General features: G+C 71.4%; 10 protein-coding genes. 8 read left to right on the top strand and 2 right to left on the bottom strand.

Translation table 11 applies throughout. From position 1 onward, the window contains the following. Nucleotides 1–198: 198 nt before the first annotated feature. Entirely contained in the window at nucleotides 199–1,686 is a 1,488-nt protein-coding gene (hflX, locus tag ACGFML_RS33850; RefSeq protein WP_393549482.1) for a GTPase HflX, read from the top strand. 121 nt (nucleotides 1,687–1,807) lie between these two features. On the opposite strand, the gene ACGFML_RS33845 is transcribed toward hflX, so the two are convergent. After that, nucleotides 1,808–2,998, bottom strand: coding sequence for a trypsin-like serine peptidase (locus ACGFML_RS33845; RefSeq protein WP_393549481.1), 1,191 nt, complete (start codon nucleotides 2,996–2,998; stop codon nucleotides 1,808–1,810). 276 nt (nucleotides 2,999–3,274) lie between these two features. Here ACGFML_RS33845 and ACGFML_RS33840 point away from each other — a divergent pair, with 276 nt between their 5' ends. The 5 genes from ACGFML_RS33840 (at nucleotide 3,275) to ACGFML_RS33820 (ending at nucleotide 11,419) form a co-directional block, all read left to right on the top strand. After that, a complete protein-coding gene (locus ACGFML_RS33840) occupies nucleotides 3,275–4,669 on the top strand; it encodes a diaminobutyrate--2-oxoglutarate transaminase family protein (RefSeq protein WP_393549480.1) in 1,395 nt (464 codons plus the stop codon). Further along, the gene (locus ACGFML_RS33835; protein ID WP_393549479.1) at nucleotides 4,666–6,726 is read left to right on the top strand and encodes an IucA/IucC family protein; all 2,061 of its coding nucleotides are present in this window, start codon (nucleotides 4,666–4,668) and stop codon (nucleotides 6,724–6,726) included. The genes ACGFML_RS33840 and ACGFML_RS33835 overlap by 4 nt, the downstream gene beginning before the upstream one ends. A 79-nt stretch (nucleotides 6,727–6,805) precedes the next feature. Continuing rightward, the gene (locus tag ACGFML_RS33830) at nucleotides 6,806–7,507 is read left to right on the top strand and encodes a GNAT family N-acetyltransferase (RefSeq protein WP_393549478.1); all 702 of its coding nucleotides are present in this window, start codon (nucleotides 6,806–6,808) and stop codon (nucleotides 7,505–7,507) included. Nucleotides 7,508–7,620: 113 nt separating this feature from the next. Further along, complete coding sequence (locus tag ACGFML_RS33825) at nucleotides 7,621–9,387, top strand: IucA/IucC family protein (protein ID WP_393549477.1); 1,767 nt, start codon at nucleotides 7,621–7,623, stop codon at nucleotides 9,385–9,387. Between the two features lie 61 nt (nucleotides 9,388–9,448). Then, nucleotides 9,449–11,419: an ATP-dependent DNA helicase gene (locus tag ACGFML_RS33820; RefSeq protein ID WP_393549476.1), complete on the top strand. Its 1,971-nt coding sequence runs from the start codon at nucleotides 9,449–9,451 to the stop codon at nucleotides 11,417–11,419. Nucleotides 11,420–11,521: 102 nt separating this feature from the next. Here the strand turns inward: ACGFML_RS33820 and lexA are convergent, their stop codons facing one another. Beyond that, complete coding sequence (gene lexA / locus ACGFML_RS33815; RefSeq protein WP_393549475.1) at nucleotides 11,522–12,322, bottom strand: transcriptional repressor LexA; 801 nt, start codon at nucleotides 12,320–12,322, stop codon at nucleotides 11,522–11,524. 495 nt (nucleotides 12,323–12,817) lie between these two features. Here lexA and nrdR point away from each other — a divergent pair, with 495 nt between their 5' ends. After that, nucleotides 12,818–13,357: a transcriptional regulator NrdR gene (nrdR, locus tag ACGFML_RS33810; protein WP_393549474.1), complete on the top strand. Its 540-nt coding sequence runs from the start codon at nucleotides 12,818–12,820 to the stop codon at nucleotides 13,355–13,357. Nucleotides 13,358–13,478: 121 nt separating this feature from the next. Continuing rightward, entirely contained in the window at nucleotides 13,479–16,349 is a 2,871-nt protein-coding gene (locus tag ACGFML_RS33805; RefSeq protein ID WP_393549473.1) for a vitamin B12-dependent ribonucleotide reductase, read from the top strand. Nucleotides 16,350–16,520: the final 171 nt, after the last annotated feature.

Below are 16,520 nucleotides of genomic sequence, written 5' to 3'. Positions count from 1 at the left end.
TCCGCGGTACGGCGGGTGCCGCCCCGGGAAAACGCCGGAAACCCGCGTGACGCGCCGTAACGGACCGTGCGACCATCTTCGAGTCGACGCCGAGGCGCGGCCGGGAATCTCCCGGGCGGCCCGGACGTTGTCACCACCGAGAGTCCCGGTGGGACCGCAGGTCCCCGACGAGGACTTCCCAACGACACAAAGGATCAAATGACCTCCTCTTCTTCCCTTCCGCAGGACCGGCAGCGACTTCCGGAGAGCCTTCGGGCCGACGCCCTGATGGAAGAGGACGTCGCCTGGAGCCACGAGATCGACGGGGAGCGTGACGGCGACCAGTACGACCGCTCGGCGCGCGCGGCGCTGCGCCGTGTGGCCGGCCTGTCCACCGAGCTCGAAGACGTCACCGAGGTCGAGTACCGGCAGCTCCGTCTGGAGCGGGTGGTACTCGTCGGCGTGTGGACCAGCGGCTCGGTCCAGGAGGCGGAGAATTCCCTCGCGGAGCTCGCCGCCCTCGCGGAGACGGCCGGCGCCCTGGTGCTCGACGGCGTGGTCCAGCGCCGCGACAAGCCCGACCCGGCCACCTACATCGGGTCCGGCAAGGCGCTGGAGCTGCGCGACATCGTCCTCGAATCCGGGGCGGACACCGTGGTGTGCGACGGTGAGCTCTCCCCGGGCCAGCTGATCCACCTGGAGGACGTCGTCAAGGTCAAGGTGGTCGACCGGACCGCCCTGATCCTCGACATCTTCGCCCAGCACGCCAAGTCCAGGGAGGGCAAGGCGCAGGTCGCGCTGGCGCAGATGCAGTACATGCTGCCCCGCCTCCGCGGCTGGGGTCAGTCGCTGTCCCGGCAGATGGGCGGCGGCGGCTCCGGTTCGGCGGGCGGCGGCATGGCCACCCGTGGTCCCGGTGAGACCAAGATCGAGACGGACCGGCGGCGGATCCGCGAGAAGATGGCGAAGATGCGCCGGGAGATCGCGGAGATGAAGACCGGCCGGGACATCAAGCGCCAGGAACGCCGGCGCAACAAGGTCCCCTCGGTCGCCATCGCCGGCTACACCAACGCCGGCAAGTCCTCCCTGCTCAACCGCCTCACAGGGGCCGGCGTCCTGGTGGAGAACGCCCTGTTCGCCACCCTGGACCCGACGGTCCGCCGGGCCGAGACCCCCAGCGGGCGGCTCTACACCCTCGCCGACACCGTCGGCTTCGTCCGGCACCTGCCGCACCACCTCGTCGAGGCGTTCCGCTCCACGATGGAGGAGGTCGGCGACTCCGACCTCATCCTCCATGTGGTCGACGGCTCGCATCCGGTGCCGGAGGAGCAGCTGGCCGCCGTACGCGAGGTGATCCGCGACGTGGGCGCGACGGACGTGCCCGAGATCGTGGTCGTCAACAAGGCCGATGCGGCCGATCCGCTGGTGCTGCAGCGCCTGCTGCGCAACGAGAAGCACGCCCTCGCAGTGTCGGCCCGTACGGGCCAGGGCATGACGGAGCTGCTCGCCCTGCTCGACGAGGAACTGCCGCGCCCCCAGGTGGAGATCGAGGTGCTGGTGCCCTACACCCAGGGCGCCCTGGTATCGCGGGCACACGCCGAGGGCGAGGTCATCTCCGAGGAGCACACCGCGGACGGCACGGTCCTCAAGGCGCGGGTCCACGAGGAACTGGCGGCCGAGTTCCGGCCGTTCGTCGCGGCGGCCTAGCCGCGCGGACACACGAAGGCCCGCCCCGGGGCAACCCGGGGCGGGCCTTCGTCGTGCCGTGCCGTGGTGCGGTGCGGCCGGGTGCCCGCCGGAGCGCGGCGGGCACCCGGCCGTCAGCGGGTCACTGCTTGCTGGCCCACTTCCGGCTCATGGCGGTGAAGAGGGACTTGGCCTCGGGGCCCAGGTGCGGGCCGGCCGACCAGCGGGCCGGGCGCGGCCCCATCGACATGTTGGAGACCAGGACCGGCTTGCCGTCCTTGCCCTTGACGAACCAGGGACCACCGGAGGAACCACCGGTCATGGTGCAGCCGATCCGGTACATCGTCGGCTTCTTGGCGTCCATCGACAGGCGGGTCGGCTTGTCGGTGCACTGCTGCTGCGACGCACCGTCGAACGGCGCCTCGGCCGGGTAGCCCTGCGCGGTCAGGCTCGGGATCTTGCCGATCGCCGGAGCGTTGAAGTCGACCGCGTACGCGCCGCCGGCCATCTCCTCCAGCGACTTGCCGCCGCTGTTCTCCTCGGGACGCACATGCATCAGCGCGAAGTCGTACGGAGCCATCGGCACGCCCGGAACGGCGCCGCCGGCGTTGATCCACTCCTTGGACGTGGCCAGGTCGTCCGCCCACCACTTGCCCGCCGGGACGCGGTCCTCGAACGGCGCGGTCTTCAGCTTGTCGGCGGAGCCGCCGTTCCTGTTGAAGCTGGGGACGAACACCAGGTTGCGGTACCAGCCGCCGTTCTTGCCGGCGTGCACGCAGTGCGCCGCGGTCCACACGAGGTTGGACTTGCCCGGGTGCGCAGGGTCCTTGACGACGGTGGCGGAGCACCGCGACTCGCCCTCGGGGGTGCTGAACACCAGCAGGCCGACGCCGGGAGCGGTGGTGTCGTACGGCGTGCCGACCGCCTTCGCCGGGACGGCCGCGGGCTCCGGGTCGGTCTTGCCCTGGTCCTCGGAGACGTCCCCGGGCTTGGTCTGGTCCTGCGGCGGCTTGGCCTTACCGATCTTGTCCGGGTTGTCCCAGAAGTTCTTGATGACCGGGTTGATGAACTGGCCGGCTTCGCGGAGCCACTTGTCCTTGTCCCAGTTCTTCCACTCGCCGTTCTTCCACTTGTCCAGGTCGATGCCGTGTTCCTTGAGCTTGTCCTGGATGTCCTGAGGGATCTTGATCTCACCCCCACCCGGGTTGCCTTGGGCCGACTGGCTCGGCTTGGCGTCCGCGTTGTCGCCCTCCGGGCCGCAGCCGGTCGCGGTCAGCGCCACTACGGCGGTGAGGGCGGCGGCGACCAGGACTGGCCGACGTATCGATCGCATGGGTGAGTTCCCCCTGGGTGGATGAAACCGGGCCGTGTGGCCGGTGTGCAGTCGCGCTGTGAACTTGTCATGGACCTTTAGATCCCGACGCGGCCCCAACTATGCCGGTGCCGGGCTAGACGGCGACAGTCGGGTCCCCGGTTCCGTCGCCGCAGGGATCTTGACGGTGGCCGTGATCCGCCGTCGGCGCCGTCGTTGGTACCTACGGGGCCCGCCGCGCTGCCCGGACGGCCCGCGCGGCATCCAACAGCACATCAGCAGGAGGACACAACTGCCGTGGCGTTGACCGAAACCGTGCCGGCGGAAGCGCCGTCGGCCCACGAAGGGATCCTGCGCCGCCAGTCCCTGCGTGAGTCCGCTGCCCGTACCTACGCGCGCTCGCTGCCGATCGTCCCGGTGCGCGCCCGGGGGCTCACCATCGAGGGCGCCGACGGCCGCCGGTACCTCGACTGTCTCTCCGGCGCCGGCACCCTGGCGCTCGGGCACAACCACCCGGTGGTGCTCGAAGCCATCCGCACGGTCCTCGACTCCGGCGCACCGCTGCACATCCTGGACCTGGCCACCCCCGTCAAGGACGCCTTCACCACCGAGCTGTTCGCCACCCTGCCCCGGGAATTGGCCGAAAAGGCGCGCATCCAGTTCTGCGGGCCGGCCGGCACGGACGCCGTGGAGGCCGCCTTCAAGCTCGTCCGCACGGCCACCGGGCGGGACGGCCTGATGGCCTTCTCCGGCGCCTACCACGGCATGACCGCCGAGGCGCTCGCCGCCTCCGGGGGAGCCCGGCACACCAGCGTGACCAGGCTGCCCTACCCCTACGACTACCGCTGCCCCTTCCAGACCGGCGGCGAGCGCGGCGCGGAGCTGGGCGCCCGCTGGACCCAGAGTCTGCTCGAAGACGACAAGAGCGGGGTGCCGCGGCCCGCCGGCATGATCCTCGAACCCGTCCAGGGCGAGGGCGGCGTCATCCCCGCCCCCGACACCTGGGTGCGGCGGATGCGCGAGATCACCGCCGACCGGCACATTCCGCTGATCGTCGACGAGGTGCAGACCGGCGTCGGCCGCACCGGCGCCTTCTGGGCCATCGAACACAGCGGGATCGTGCCGGACGTCCTCGTCCTGTCGAAGGCGATCGGCGGCAGTCTGCCGCTCGCCGTGATCGTCTACCGCGAGGAACTCGACACCTGGCAGCCCGGCGCGCACGCCGGCACCTTCCGCGGCAACCAGCTCGCGATGGCCGCAGGCAGCGCCACCCTCGCCTACGTACGGGAGAACCAACTCGCCCGCCGAGCCCAGGAACTCGGCGCCCGGATGCTCGCCCGGCTGAGCTCGCTCGCCGCCGTCCACGACTGTGTCGGCGACATCCGCGGCCGCGGACTGATGCTCGGCGTCGAACTCGTCGACCGGGACGCCGGCGCCGACGCCACCGGCGCCCGGCCCGCCGACCCCGCGCTGGCAGCCGCCGTCCAGCGCGCCTGCCTGGACCGCGGCCTGATCGTCGAACTGGGCGGCCGGCACTCCGCCGTCGTCCGCCTGCTGCCACCCCTGACCATCACCGACGAACAGGCGGAAGCGATCCTCGACCGCCTCGCCGACGCCATCACGGCGGCGGTCCGCACCACCCCCGGGCCGATGGGCTCGTCCCCCACGACAATGCGAGGCACCACCCCATGAACGAACGCCCCGGTTCCGACGGACCCCCGGCCCCCGAGCGGCCGACCGCCCACCAGGGGGGCGGCGCCACCACCGAGCAGACCGTCCCCCGCCAGCAGCGGCACACCGCGGACGACGACACCTGCCACCAGCCGCTCGAGGACCGCCAGACCCGGACCGCGGCCGCCGGCCACGGCGCCCCCCGCCCCTGCGACCGCTCCCTGCCCGCCGACCCCGACCCCCTCGACCACCCGGACCCGGCCGCCGCCGCCGACTCCGCCGGCATCGAGAGCCTGCTGCGCTGCTGGATCCGCGAGAGCGGCGCCCGCCGCCCGGCCGCCGGCCGGCTGCGCATCCCGCTGTACGCCGGCGGCACCGCCCTGCACATCCCCGTCCGCTACTGGTCACCCACCGGCTGGCACCGCCTCGACGCCCCCACTCTCGAAGGCGCACCCGCCGGCGCAGCCCCCCTGGACGCCGTCACCATCGCCGCCCTGCTGCGCCGGGAGGCCGCATACGGCGGTGAGCGCCGGGCGCCGGCCCCGGGCGCGCCGTCCCCCGACGACGGCGCACCCCCGGCGGCCGGCGAGCGGCACCACGCGCCCGAGGGCGAGCGGCCGCAGGCCCCCGACGGCGACGGCGCCGAACTCGTCGGCCGGGTCGCCGCCTCCGTCCGCAGCACCGCCGTCTTCCTCGCCGACCGCCGCACCCGCCCCGCCGACCCGCACACCTCCCTCTTTCTCGAAGCCGAGCAGTCCCTCCTCCTGGGGCACCCCCTGCACCCCACCCCCAAGAGCCGCGAGGGGCTCACCGACGCCGAGACCCGCGCCTATTCACCCGAACTGCGCGGCTCCTTCCCGCTGCACTGGACGGCCGTCCACCGCTCCGTCCTCGCCGCCGACTCCGCCTGGACCGAGCGTGGCAAGCCCGTCCCCGCGGAACAGCTCGCCGCCCGGCTCGCCGTAGCGGACCTCCGACTCCCGGAGGACACCGTCCCCCTGCCGCTGCACCCCTGGCAGGCCCGTGAACTCGCCGCTCGCCCCGACGTCGCCGCCCTCCGCGACGCCGGCCTGCTGCACGACCTCGGCCCGCACGGCCCCCTCTGGCACCCCACGTCCTCCGTACGCACCGTCTACCGCCCCGACGCGGAGGCCATGCTCAAGCTCTCCCTGGGCCTGCGCATCACCAACTCCCGCCGGGAGAACCTCCGCAAGGAACTGGAACGCGGCGTCGAGGTCCACCGGCTGCTGCGCACCGGCCTCGCCGAGCAGTGGCAGGCCGTCCACCCACGCTTCGACATCGTCCGCGACCCCGCCTATCTCGCCGTCGACGGCCTGGACGGCTGCCCCGTCCAGGGCCTGGACGCCGTCATCCGCCACAACCCCTTCACCACCATGGACGACGCCGTCTGCATCGCCGGACTCACCTCGCCCCGGCCCTGGCCCGGGCATCCGGGCATGCGCTCCCGGCTGGCGGCCCTCGTCGGCGTGCTCAGCGCCCTCTCCGGCCGCTCCCAGGGCGCCGTCGCCACCGAATGGTTCCTGCGCTACCTCGAGGCGGTCGTCCGGCCCGTCCTGTGGCTCGACGGCACGGCGGGCGTCGCCCTGGAGGCCCACCAGCAGAACACCCTCGTCCTGCTGGACCCCGACGGCTGGCCGGTCGGCGGCCGCTACCGGGACAACCAGGGCTACTACTTCCGGGAGTCCAGGCGCGCCGACCTCCAGCGGCGGCTGCCCGGCATCGGCGCGAGCAGCGACACCTTCGTCACCGACGACGTCACGGACGAACGCTTCGCCTACTACCTCGGCATCAACAACGTCCTCGGCCTCATCGGCGCCTTCGGTGCCGAGCGCCTGATCCGCGAGGAGGTCCTGCTCGCCGCCTTCCGCCGCTTCCTCGCCGACGCCGCCGCGGCCCCCCGCGCGCACCGCTCCACCCTCCCCGAACACCTGCTCACCGCCCGCACACTGCGCTGCAAGGCCAACCTCGCCACCCGGCTGCACGGCCTGGACGAACTGGTCGGCCCGGTCGACACCCAGTCCGTCTACGTCACCGTGCCCAACCCCCTCGCCACCTAGCCCCGCCGCCCGACCCGATGCAGCCGCCTGCCGGCCCACAAGGCCCCGAGGCAGGCGGCCACGAGAGGAGAACGTCGCCGTGCCAGCCACCGAATCCGGCCTCAGCGCCGGCTCCGAGGACACCCTCGCCCTGCACATCCCGCCCGAATGGGGCGGGTCGGCCGCGGGCGTGCCCAGGCCGCCGGCCCCGCCCGGGACCCCGGCCGCCGGCGCCCCGCTCGACGACCCCGCCCGCTGGGCCCCGGCCGACACCCCCGCCGGCCCGTTCGCGCTCGTGCCCGTCCGCCCGGACCGCGATCTGGGCCGGATCGCCGGCTGGATGAACGACCCGGCCGTCGCGGCCTTCTGGGAGCTGGCCGGCAGCCCGGAGATCACCGCCGCCCATCTGCGCACCCAGCTGGACGGCGACGGCCGCAGCGTGCCCTGCCTCGGAGTGCTGGCCGGCGTCCCCATGAGCTACTGGGAGATCTACCGCGCCGACCTCGACCCGCTCGCCCGCCACTACCGGGCCAGGCCGCACGACATCGGCCTGCACCTCCTCATCGGGGAGACCGGCGACCGGAGCCGTGGCCTGGGCAGCGTGCTGCTGCGCGCCGTCGCCGATCTCGTGCTCGACCACCACTTCCGGTGCCGACGCGTCGTCGCCGAGCCCGACCTGCGCAACATCGCCTCCGTGGCGGCCTTCCTGAGCGGAGGCTTCCGCTACACCGAGGAGATCGCACTGCCCGACAAGCACGCGGCGCTGATGGTCCGCGACCGCGCCCACCGCCACCTGCTCTGACCCCGGGGCCGCCCTCGACGGCCCCGTCCAGGAGCCTGCCGCACCACCCTTCTCCCGCCACCTCGCCCGGTTGTCCCCCGTGCCGGGCCCGTCCCGATTCGAGGAGTCCCGCCTTGTCTCCCGCGCCCCAGCCCCCGCACAGCGCCTGGCAGCACGCCGCACGCCGACTCTTCGCCAAGACCCTGGCGGAGTTCGCGTACGAGGAAATCCTCACCCCCGAGCCCGACGGCACCGCCCCCGACGGCACCCCCCGGTACCGCCTGCCCGTCACCGACGACCTCGTCTACCGCTTCCGCGCCCGCCGCGGCGCCTACGGACACTGGCGCGTCGACCCCGAGTCCATCACCCCCGACGCAGACCCCCTCCGCTTCCTCACGCACGCCCACGACACCGTGCTCGGCCTCTCCGGCGACACCACCGGCCACCTGATCCGCGAGCTGACCGCCACCCTCGCCGCCGACACCCGTCTCGACGGCGACGCCGCCGACGCCGCCGATCTCGCGGACCTCGACTACGCCGCCCTCGAAGGCCACCAGACCGGCCACCCGTGGCTCGTCGCCAACAAGGGCCGCCTCGGCTTCTCGGCCGACGACGCCGCGCGCTGGGCCCCGGAAGCCCGTACCCCCGAGCGGCTGCCGTGGATCGCCGCGCACCACAGCCTCGCCCACTACCGCGGTGTCCCCGCCCTGGCCACCCCCGACCGCCTCTACCACGAGGAACTCGCCCCAGCCGTCCGCGACACCTTCGCCCGCACCGTCGCCGACCAGGGCTGCGCCCCCGCCGACTACCTCTACCTCCCCGTACACCCCTGGCAGTGGGACGAGACCATCGCCCCGCTCTTCGCGCCGCAGCTCGCCGACCGGTCCGTCATCGCGCTGCCCACCGACAACGACCTCCGGCTCCCGCAGCAGTCCATCCGCACCTTCACCAACGTCAGCCGTCCCCAGGGCCGGACGGTGAAGCTGCCGCTGTCCATCCTCAACACCCTCGTGTGGCGGGGCCTGCCCACCGAACGCACCCTCGCCGCCCCCGCCGTCACCCGCTGGGTCCACGGACTGCGCGACGAAGACCCCTATCTGCGGGACGAGACCCGGGTCATCCTGCTCGGCGAGATCGCCTCCGTCACCGTCGAGCACCCCCTCTACGACCGGCTGCCGAACGTCCCGTACCAGTTCAAGGAACTGCTCGGCTGTATCTGGCGCGAGCCGGTCACCCCGCATCTCGACCCCGGCGAACGCGCCCGCACCCTCGCCTCGCTGCTGCAGACCGACCCCCACGGCCGGGCCCTGACCGCCGAACTGGTCCGCCGCTCGGGCCTGGCCCCGCGCGTCTGGCTGCGCCGTCTGTTCGCCGCGCTGCTGCCGCCCCTGCTGCACTTCCTCTACCAGTACGGCACGGTCTTCTCCCCGCACGGCGAGAACGCCATCGTGGTGTTCGACGAGCACGACGTCCCCGCCCGCCTGGCGGTCAAGGACTTCGTCGACGACGTCAACACCAGTTCCTGGCCGCTGCCCGAGCACGACTCCATGGCGGAGGAGGTACGGGCGGTGCTGCTGACCGAACCGCCGTCCTTCCTCATCCAGTTCATCCACTCCGGCCTGTTCGTCGGTGTCTTCCGCTACCTGGCGCCGCTGTGCGAGGAACAACTCGACGTGCCCGAGGCCGAGTTCTGGTCACTCGTGCGGGCCGAGATCCTGCGCCACCACGAGCGCTTCCCGCACCTGAAGGAACGGCACGAGACCTTCGACCTGCTCACCCCGCGGATCGCCCGGCTCTGCCTGAACCGCAACCGGCTGCACGTCGACGGCTACCGCGACCGCCGCGACCGCCCGCACGCCGCGGTGCACGGCACCGTCCCCAACCCCCTGCACGCGCTGTGACCGGTGGTCCGCCCGGTACCCGGTCCGACTGTCAGTGGTCCCGCGTAGGCTTGCAGACGCTATGACGAAGCCCTCCCTCCCCGATCTGCTCCACGCCGCCGTCACCGCCGTCGGCGGCACCGAGCGCCCCGGCCAGGTGGCGATGGCCGAGGCCGTCGCCGAGGCCGTGGACGACGGCTCCCACCTGCTGGTCCAGGCCGGCACCGGCACCGGAAAGTCGCTCGGCTATCTGGTCCCGGCCCTCGCCCACGGCGAGCGCGTGGTGGTCGCCACGGCCACCCTCGCCCTCCAGCGCCAGCTCGTCGAGCGCGATCTGCCGCGGACGGTCGAGGCGCTCCATCCGCAGCTGCGCCGCCGCCCCGAGTTCGCCATGCTCAAGGGCCGCTCCAATTACCTCTGCCTGCACCGCCTCCGCGAAGGCGTCCCGCAGGAAGAGGAGGACGGTCTCTTCGACGTCTTCGAGCAGGCGACGCCCACCAGCAAGCTCGGCAAGGATCTGCTGCGGCTGCGCGACTGGGCGGACGAGACGGAGACCGGCGACCGCGACGCCCTCACTCCTGGCGTCTCCGACCGGGCCTGGGGCCAGGTCTCGGTCTCCTCCCGGGAGTGCCTGGGCGCCTCGAAGTGCGCCTACGGCGCGGAGTGCTTCGCCGAGGCCGCCCGGGAGCGCGCCAAGCTCGCCGATGTGGTGGTCACCAACCACGCGCTGCTCGCCATCGACGCCATCGAGGGCGCGCCGATCCTGCCGCAGCACGAGGTCCTGATCATCGACGAGGGCCATGAGCTGGTCTCCCGGGTCACCGGCGTCGCCACCGGTGAGCTCACTCCCGGACAGGTGAACCGCGCGGTGCGCCGGGCCGCCAAGCTGGTCAACGAAAAGGCCGCCGACCAGCTCCAGACCGCCTCCGAGACCTTCGAGCGCCTGATGGAGCTGGCGCTGCCCGGCCGTCTGGAGGAGATTCCCGAGGAGCTCGGCTACTGCCTGATGGCGCTGCGCGACGCGGCCCGTACGGTCGTCACCGCGCTCGGCTCGACCCGCGACAAATCCGTCCAGGACGAGGACGCCGTCCGCAAGCAGGCCCTCGCCGCGGTGGAGAACGTCCACGCCGTCGCCGAGCGCATCGCCAACGGCTCCGAATACGACGTGGTCTGGTACGAACGCCACGACCGCTTCGGCGCGTCCCTGCGGGTGGCGCCGCTCTCGGTCTCCGGGCTGCTGCGCGAGAAGCTCTTCGCCGACCGCTCGGTGGTGCTCACCTCCGCCACCCTCAAGCTGGGCGGCGACTTCAACGGCGTCGGTGCCTCCCTGGGGCTCGCCCCTGAGGGCACCGCGGGCGAGGACGTCCCCTCCTGGAAGGGGCTGGACGTGGGCTCGCCCTTCGACTACTCCAAGCAGGGCATCCTCTACGTCGCCAAGCATCTGTCCCAGCCCGGCCGTGAGGGCAGTCGCCAGGACATGCTCGATGAGCTCGCGGAGCTGGTCGAGGCCGCGGGCGGGCGGACGCTCGGGCTGTTCTCGTCGATGCGCGGCGCCCAGGCGGCGGCCGAGGAGCTGCGCGGTCGCCTCGACGTGCCGGTTCTCCTCCAGGGCGAGGAGACGCTCGGCGAGCTGATCCGGACCTTCTCCGAGGACCCCCGGACGTGCCTGTTCGGCACCCTGTCCCTGTGGCAGGGCGTCGACGTACCAGGGGCCAGCTGTCAGCTGGTGGTCATGGACCGGGTGCCGTTCCCGCGCCCGGACGACCCGCTGATGAGTGCCCGGCAGAAGGCCGTCGAGGAGGCCGGCGGCAACGGCTTCATGGCGGTCGCCGCGACCCATGCGGCCCTGCTGATGGCCCAGGGTGCCGGCCGGCTGGTCCGTGCCACCGGCGACCGCGGCGTGGTCGCGGTCCTGGACCCGCGCGTGGAGCGGGCCCGCTACGGCTCGTTCCTGCGGAAGTCCATGCCGGATTTCTGGTACACCACGGACCGCAATCAGGTGCGCCGCTCCCTGGCGGCGATCGACGCGGCGGCGAAGGAGCAGGAGAAGTAGCCGTCCCGGTGCTGTGCGGCGGCGCCGCACAGCACCGAGCCCCGGAACAGCACAGAGCCCCGGAACCGGCGCAGTGGTCCCGGGGCTGTCCTGTGGGCGGGGTCAGACGCGGCGCAGCACTGCCACGACCTTGCCGAGGATGGTCGCCTCATCGCCGGGGATGGGCTGATACGCGGCGTTGTGGGGGAGCAGCCACACATGACCGTCCTCGCGCTTGAACCGCTTGACGGTGGCCTCGCCGTCCAGCATCGCGGCGACGATGTCGCCGTTCTCGGCGACCGGCTGGCGGCGGACGGTGACCCAGTCGCCGTCGCAGATCGCGGCCTCGATCATGGAGTCACCCACGACCTTCAGCACGAACAGCTCGCCGTCGCCGACCAGCTGCCGGGGGAGCGGGAAGACGTCCTCGACCGATTCCTCCGCGAGGATCGGCCCACCGGCCGCGATCCGGCCGACCAGCGGCACGTAGGACGCCGCGGGCTTGCCGGCCGTCTCCGTGGCCGCGCTGGTGGACTGGTCCGAGCCGCGGACCTCGTACGCGCGGGGACGGTGCGGGTCGCGGCGCAGGAAGCCCTTGCGTTCCAGAGCCATCAACTGGTGGGCGACGGACGAGGTGCTGGACAGCCCGACCGCCTGGCCGATCTCCCGCATGGACGGCGGGTAGCCGCGCCGCTGCACCGAATCCCGGATCACTTCGATCACCCTGCGCTGGCGGTCGGTGAGTCCCGAACTGTCGGCCCGGATCCCTGGTGGCCGGCCCGGCAGTGAGCGCGTGGGCTTCGGCTCTTCGGAGTCCAACGTGGCGTCGTCCATCGGCGTGCTGCGCGCCGATTGCGGATGCTCGAATCGGCTCTGGGAGTGGCTTTGTGCGGTGATGGTCGCGCTGTCTGCGGTGGTGGTCACGTCGGCCCCTCTCGAAATGTTCTCCCTAGTTAGCCAACGGTAGTTGCTTTCGAAAGGTTGCGCCAAACACACGTTCGAGTGAAAAAGTCGCTGATTGGCTGACCCGATCAAGTAGCCGGGTGTATGGCGAATAGCTAATTCGGACTTCTGCCGCACGTTTTCGCGAGCGTCCCCGGCCGTCTGCGCCGTGGCCGATTCTGTCATCTCCGCCCCTGTGCCCCGCCGCCCGGGTGGCTTCCCGTACTCTCGTGGGCGACCGCTCCGGCCTGCCTCCACCGCGACGCGCGGTAGGCGGCTATAAGCGGCCCGACACCACATCTAGTGCTTGTGCGCGCTTCGTTGCCTACAAGTTGTGGTGCCTGGTCCTTCACGGCCCGGCGGATCGCCTATGCTGGTGACTGCTCCGAAGGGACCGTACGGACCCCGCGGGGCCATTCAGTCGTACGCCTGGTTCGATGGCGTACGCCCGTACACGAGGGTGAGGAGGGTCGAGCCATGCACTGCCCCTTCTGCAGGCACCCCGACAGTCGGGTCGTCGACAGCCGCACCACGGACGACGGCACCTCGATCCGCCGGCGCCGGCAGTGCCCCGACTGCGCCCGTCGCTTCACGACTGTCGAGACGGCGTCCCTCATGGTGGTCAAGCGGAGCGGGGTCACCGAGCCCTTCAGCCGCAACAAGGTCATCGCGGGCGTGCGCAAGGCGTGCCAGGGGCGCCCGGTCACCGAGGACGCCCTGGCCAAGCTCGGCCAGCGGGTCGAGGAGGCGGTGCGCGCCACCGGCAGTGCCGAGCTGTCCACCCATGACGTCGGGCTGGCCATACTGGGCCCGCTGCGGGAGCTGGACCTCGTCGCGTACCTGCGCTTCGCGTCCGTCTACCGGGCGTTCGACTCGCTCGAGGACTTCGAGGCGGCCATCGCCGAGCTGCGGCAGCAGCGCGAGCAGGGGCCGCCCGCGCAGGACTGCGGGAGCGAGGGGGAGGCCGGCGGCCCGGCCCTCGCCGTTCCCGTGGGGCCTGCCCCCACCGCCGACTGAGCTCGGCGCACATCCAGGACCTGGTCGGAGCCAGAGCAGGCGGCCCCGGCTTCAGCAAGACATACACCGTGCCACGGAATGAGTGTGCACATATGGGCGTTTGCCCGTATAGGGAGGCGGAATGACAGAGACGACGAGCGGCCCGGCACGAGGCTCCCGCGCCAAGGGCAGCAAGGCGAGCAAGGGTCTGCGTATCGAGCGCATCCACACCACCCCCGGCGTGCATCCGTACGACGAGGTGGAGTGGGCGCGCCGTGACGTCGTCATGACCAACTGGCGCGACGGCTCGGTCAACTTCGAGCAGCGTGGCGTCGAGTTCCCCGACTTCTGGTCGGTGAACGCGGTCAACATCGTCACCAGCAAGTACTTCCGCGGCGCGGTGGGCTCACCGAACCGCGAGTCCAGCCTCAAGCAGCTCATCGACCGCGTGGTCAAGACGTACCGCAAGGCCGGCGAGGACCACAGCTACTTCGCCTCCCCGGCGGACGCCGAGATCTTCGAGCACGAGCTCGCGTACGCGCTGCTGCACCAGGTCTTCAGCTTCAACTCCCCGGTGTGGTTCAACGTCGGCACCCAGCAGCCGCAGCAGGTCAGCGCCTGCTTCATCCTCTCCGTGGACGACTCCATGGAGTCGATCCTGGACTGGTACAAGGAAGAGGGGATGATCTTCAAGGGCGGCTCCGGCGCCGGCCTGAACCTCTCCCGCATCCGCTCCTCCAAGGAGCTGCTCTCCTCCGGCGGCAACGCCTCCGGCCCGGTCTCCTTCATGCGCGGCGCCGACGCGTCCGCCGGAACGATCAAGTCGGGCGGCGCCACCCGCCGCGCGGCCAAGATGGTCGTCCTGGACGTGGACCACCCGGACGTCGAGGCCTTCATCGAGACCAAGGTGAAGGAGGAGGAGAAGGTCCGCGCGCTGCGCGACGCCGGCTTCGACATGGACCTGGGCGGCGACGACATCACGTCCGTCCAGTACCAGAACGCCAACAACTCGGTCCGGGTGAACGACGAGTTCATGAAGGCCGTCGAGACCGGCTCGAAGTTCGGGCTGCGCGGCCGGATGACCGGCGAGGTCATCGAGGAGGTCGACGCCAAGGGTCTCTTCCGCAAGATGGCGGAGGCCGCCTGGGCGTGCGCCGACCCCGGCATCCAGTACGACGACACCATCAACCACTGGCACACCTCGCCGGAGTCGGGCCGGATCACCGCGTCCAACCCCTGCAGCGAGTACATGCACCTGGACAACTCCTCGTGCAACCTCGCCTCGCTCAACCTCCTGAAGTTCCTGCGCGACGACGACCTGGGCAACCAGTCCTTCGACGCCGAGCGCTTCGCCAAGGTCGTCGAGCTGGTCATCACGGCGATGGACATCTCCATCTGCTTCGCCGACTTCCCCACCGAGAAGATCGGTGAGACCACCCGGGCCTACCGCCAGCTGGGCATCGGCTACGCCAACCTCGGCGCCCTGCTGATGGCCACCGGCCACGCCTACGACTCCGACGGCGGCCGCGCGCTGGCCGGTGCCATCACCTCCCTGATGACCGGCACCTCCTACAAGCGCTCCGCCGAACTGGCCGCGGTCGTCGGCCCGTACGACGGCTACGCCCGTAACTCCGACGCCCACAAGCGCGTCATGAAGCAGCACTCCGACGCCAACGGCACCGCTGTGCGCATGGACGACCTGGACACTCCGGTGTGGGCCGCGGCGACCGAGGCATGGCAGGACGTTCTCCGCCTCGGTGAGAAGAACGGATTCCGCAACGCCCAGGCCTCCGTGCTCGCCCCCACCGGCACCATCGGCCTGATGATGGACTGCGACACCACCGGCGTCGAGCCCGACCTGGCCCTGGTCAAGTTCAAGAAGCTGGTCGGCGGCGGCTCCATGCAGATCGTGAACAACACGGTCCCCAAGGCGCTCAAGCGGCTCGGCTACCAGCCCGAGCAGGTCGAGGCGATCGTCGCCCACATCGCCGACCACGGCAATGTCGTCGACGCCCCGGCCCTGAAGGCCGAGCACTACGAGGTCTTCGACTGCGCCATGGGCGTGCGTTCGATCTCCGCCATGGGCCATGTGCGCATGATGGCCGCGGCGCAGCCCTTCCTGTCCGGTGCGATCTCCAAGACGGTCAACGTCCCGGAGACGGCCACCGTCGAGGAGATCGAGGAGGTCTACTTCGAGGGCTGGAAGCTCGGCCTGAAGGCGCTCGCGATCTACCGCGACAACTGCAAGGTCGGCCAGCCCCTCTCCGCCAAGACGAAGGAGGAGAAGAAGAAGGCCGAGCCGGTCGCCGAGAAGAAGGTCGTCGAGTACCGCCCGGTGCGCCGTCGCCTGCCCAAGGGCCGTCCCGGCATCACCACCTCCTTCACGGTCGGCGGCGCCGAGGGCTACATGACCGCCAACTCCTACCCGGACGACGGTCTCGGTGAGGTCTTCCTGAAGATGTCCAAGCAGGGCTCGACCCTCGCGGGCATGATGGACGCGTTCTCGATCGCCGTCTCGGTCGGCCTCCAGTACGGCGTGCCGCTGGAGACCTACGTCTCGAAGTTCACCAACATGCGCTTCGAGCCGGCCGGTATGACCGACGACCCGGACGTGCGGATGGCACAGTCGATCGTCGACTACATCTTCCGCCGCCTGGCGCTGGACTTCCTGCCCTTCGAGACCCGTTCGGCACTCGGCATCCACTCCGTCGAGGAGCGCCAGCGCCACCTGGACACCGGCTCGTACGAGCCGTCCGACGACGTCGACGTCGAGGCTCTGGCCCAGTCCGCACCGCTCCAGCCCGAGACGACGCAGTCCGCCTCGGCGGCCGCCGTCGTCGAGGAGACCGCCGGCGCGGCTCCGAAGCAGGCGCACACCAACGCGGAACTGGTCGAGATGCAGCTGGGCATCAACGCCGACGCACCGCTCTGCTTCTCCTGCGGCACCAAGATGCAGCGGGCCGGCAGCTGCTACCTGTGCGAGGGCTGCGGTTCGACCAGCGGCTGCAGCTGACCGCGGCATGCTCGGTCGGTGAATGACTGAACAGAGGCGGTGACCGGAATTCCGGTCACCGCCTCTGTTGTGCTCTTCGTTCTTCGCTCTTCGTTTTTGTTCTTTGCGTTCTGTTCTTTGCGTTCTGTTCTGTGTGCGGCCGCAGCGGCGATGGCGATGGCGATGCCGGTG

Origin of the sequence: Streptomyces sp. NPDC048650, assembly GCF_043199095.1 — a bacterium.
Lineage (GTDB): Bacteria > Actinomycetota > Actinomycetes > Streptomycetales > Streptomycetaceae > Streptomyces.
This window is presented reverse-complemented; position numbering and strand designations above follow the sequence as displayed.

Bases quoted from the DNA above. Each gene is read 5' to 3' on its own strand.
- nrdR (WP_393549474.1), top strand. From the start codon at position 12,818: ATGCACTGCCCCTTCTGCAGGCACCCCGACAGTCGGGTCGTCGACAGC.
- ACGFML_RS33805 (WP_393549473.1), top strand. From the start codon at position 13,479: ATGACAGAGACGACGAGCGGCCCGGCACGAGGCTCCCGCGCCAAGGGC.
- ACGFML_RS33845 (WP_393549481.1), bottom strand. From the start codon at position 2,998: ATGCGATCGATACGTCGGCCAGTCCTGGTCGCCGCCGCCCTCACCGCC.
- ACGFML_RS33835 (WP_393549479.1), top strand. From the start codon at position 4,666: ATGAACGAACGCCCCGGTTCCGACGGACCCCCGGCCCCCGAGCGGCCG.
- hflX (WP_393549482.1), top strand. From the start codon at position 199: ATGACCTCCTCTTCTTCCCTTCCGCAGGACCGGCAGCGACTTCCGGAG.
- ACGFML_RS33820 (WP_393549476.1), top strand. From the start codon at position 9,449: ATGACGAAGCCCTCCCTCCCCGATCTGCTCCACGCCGCCGTCACCGCC.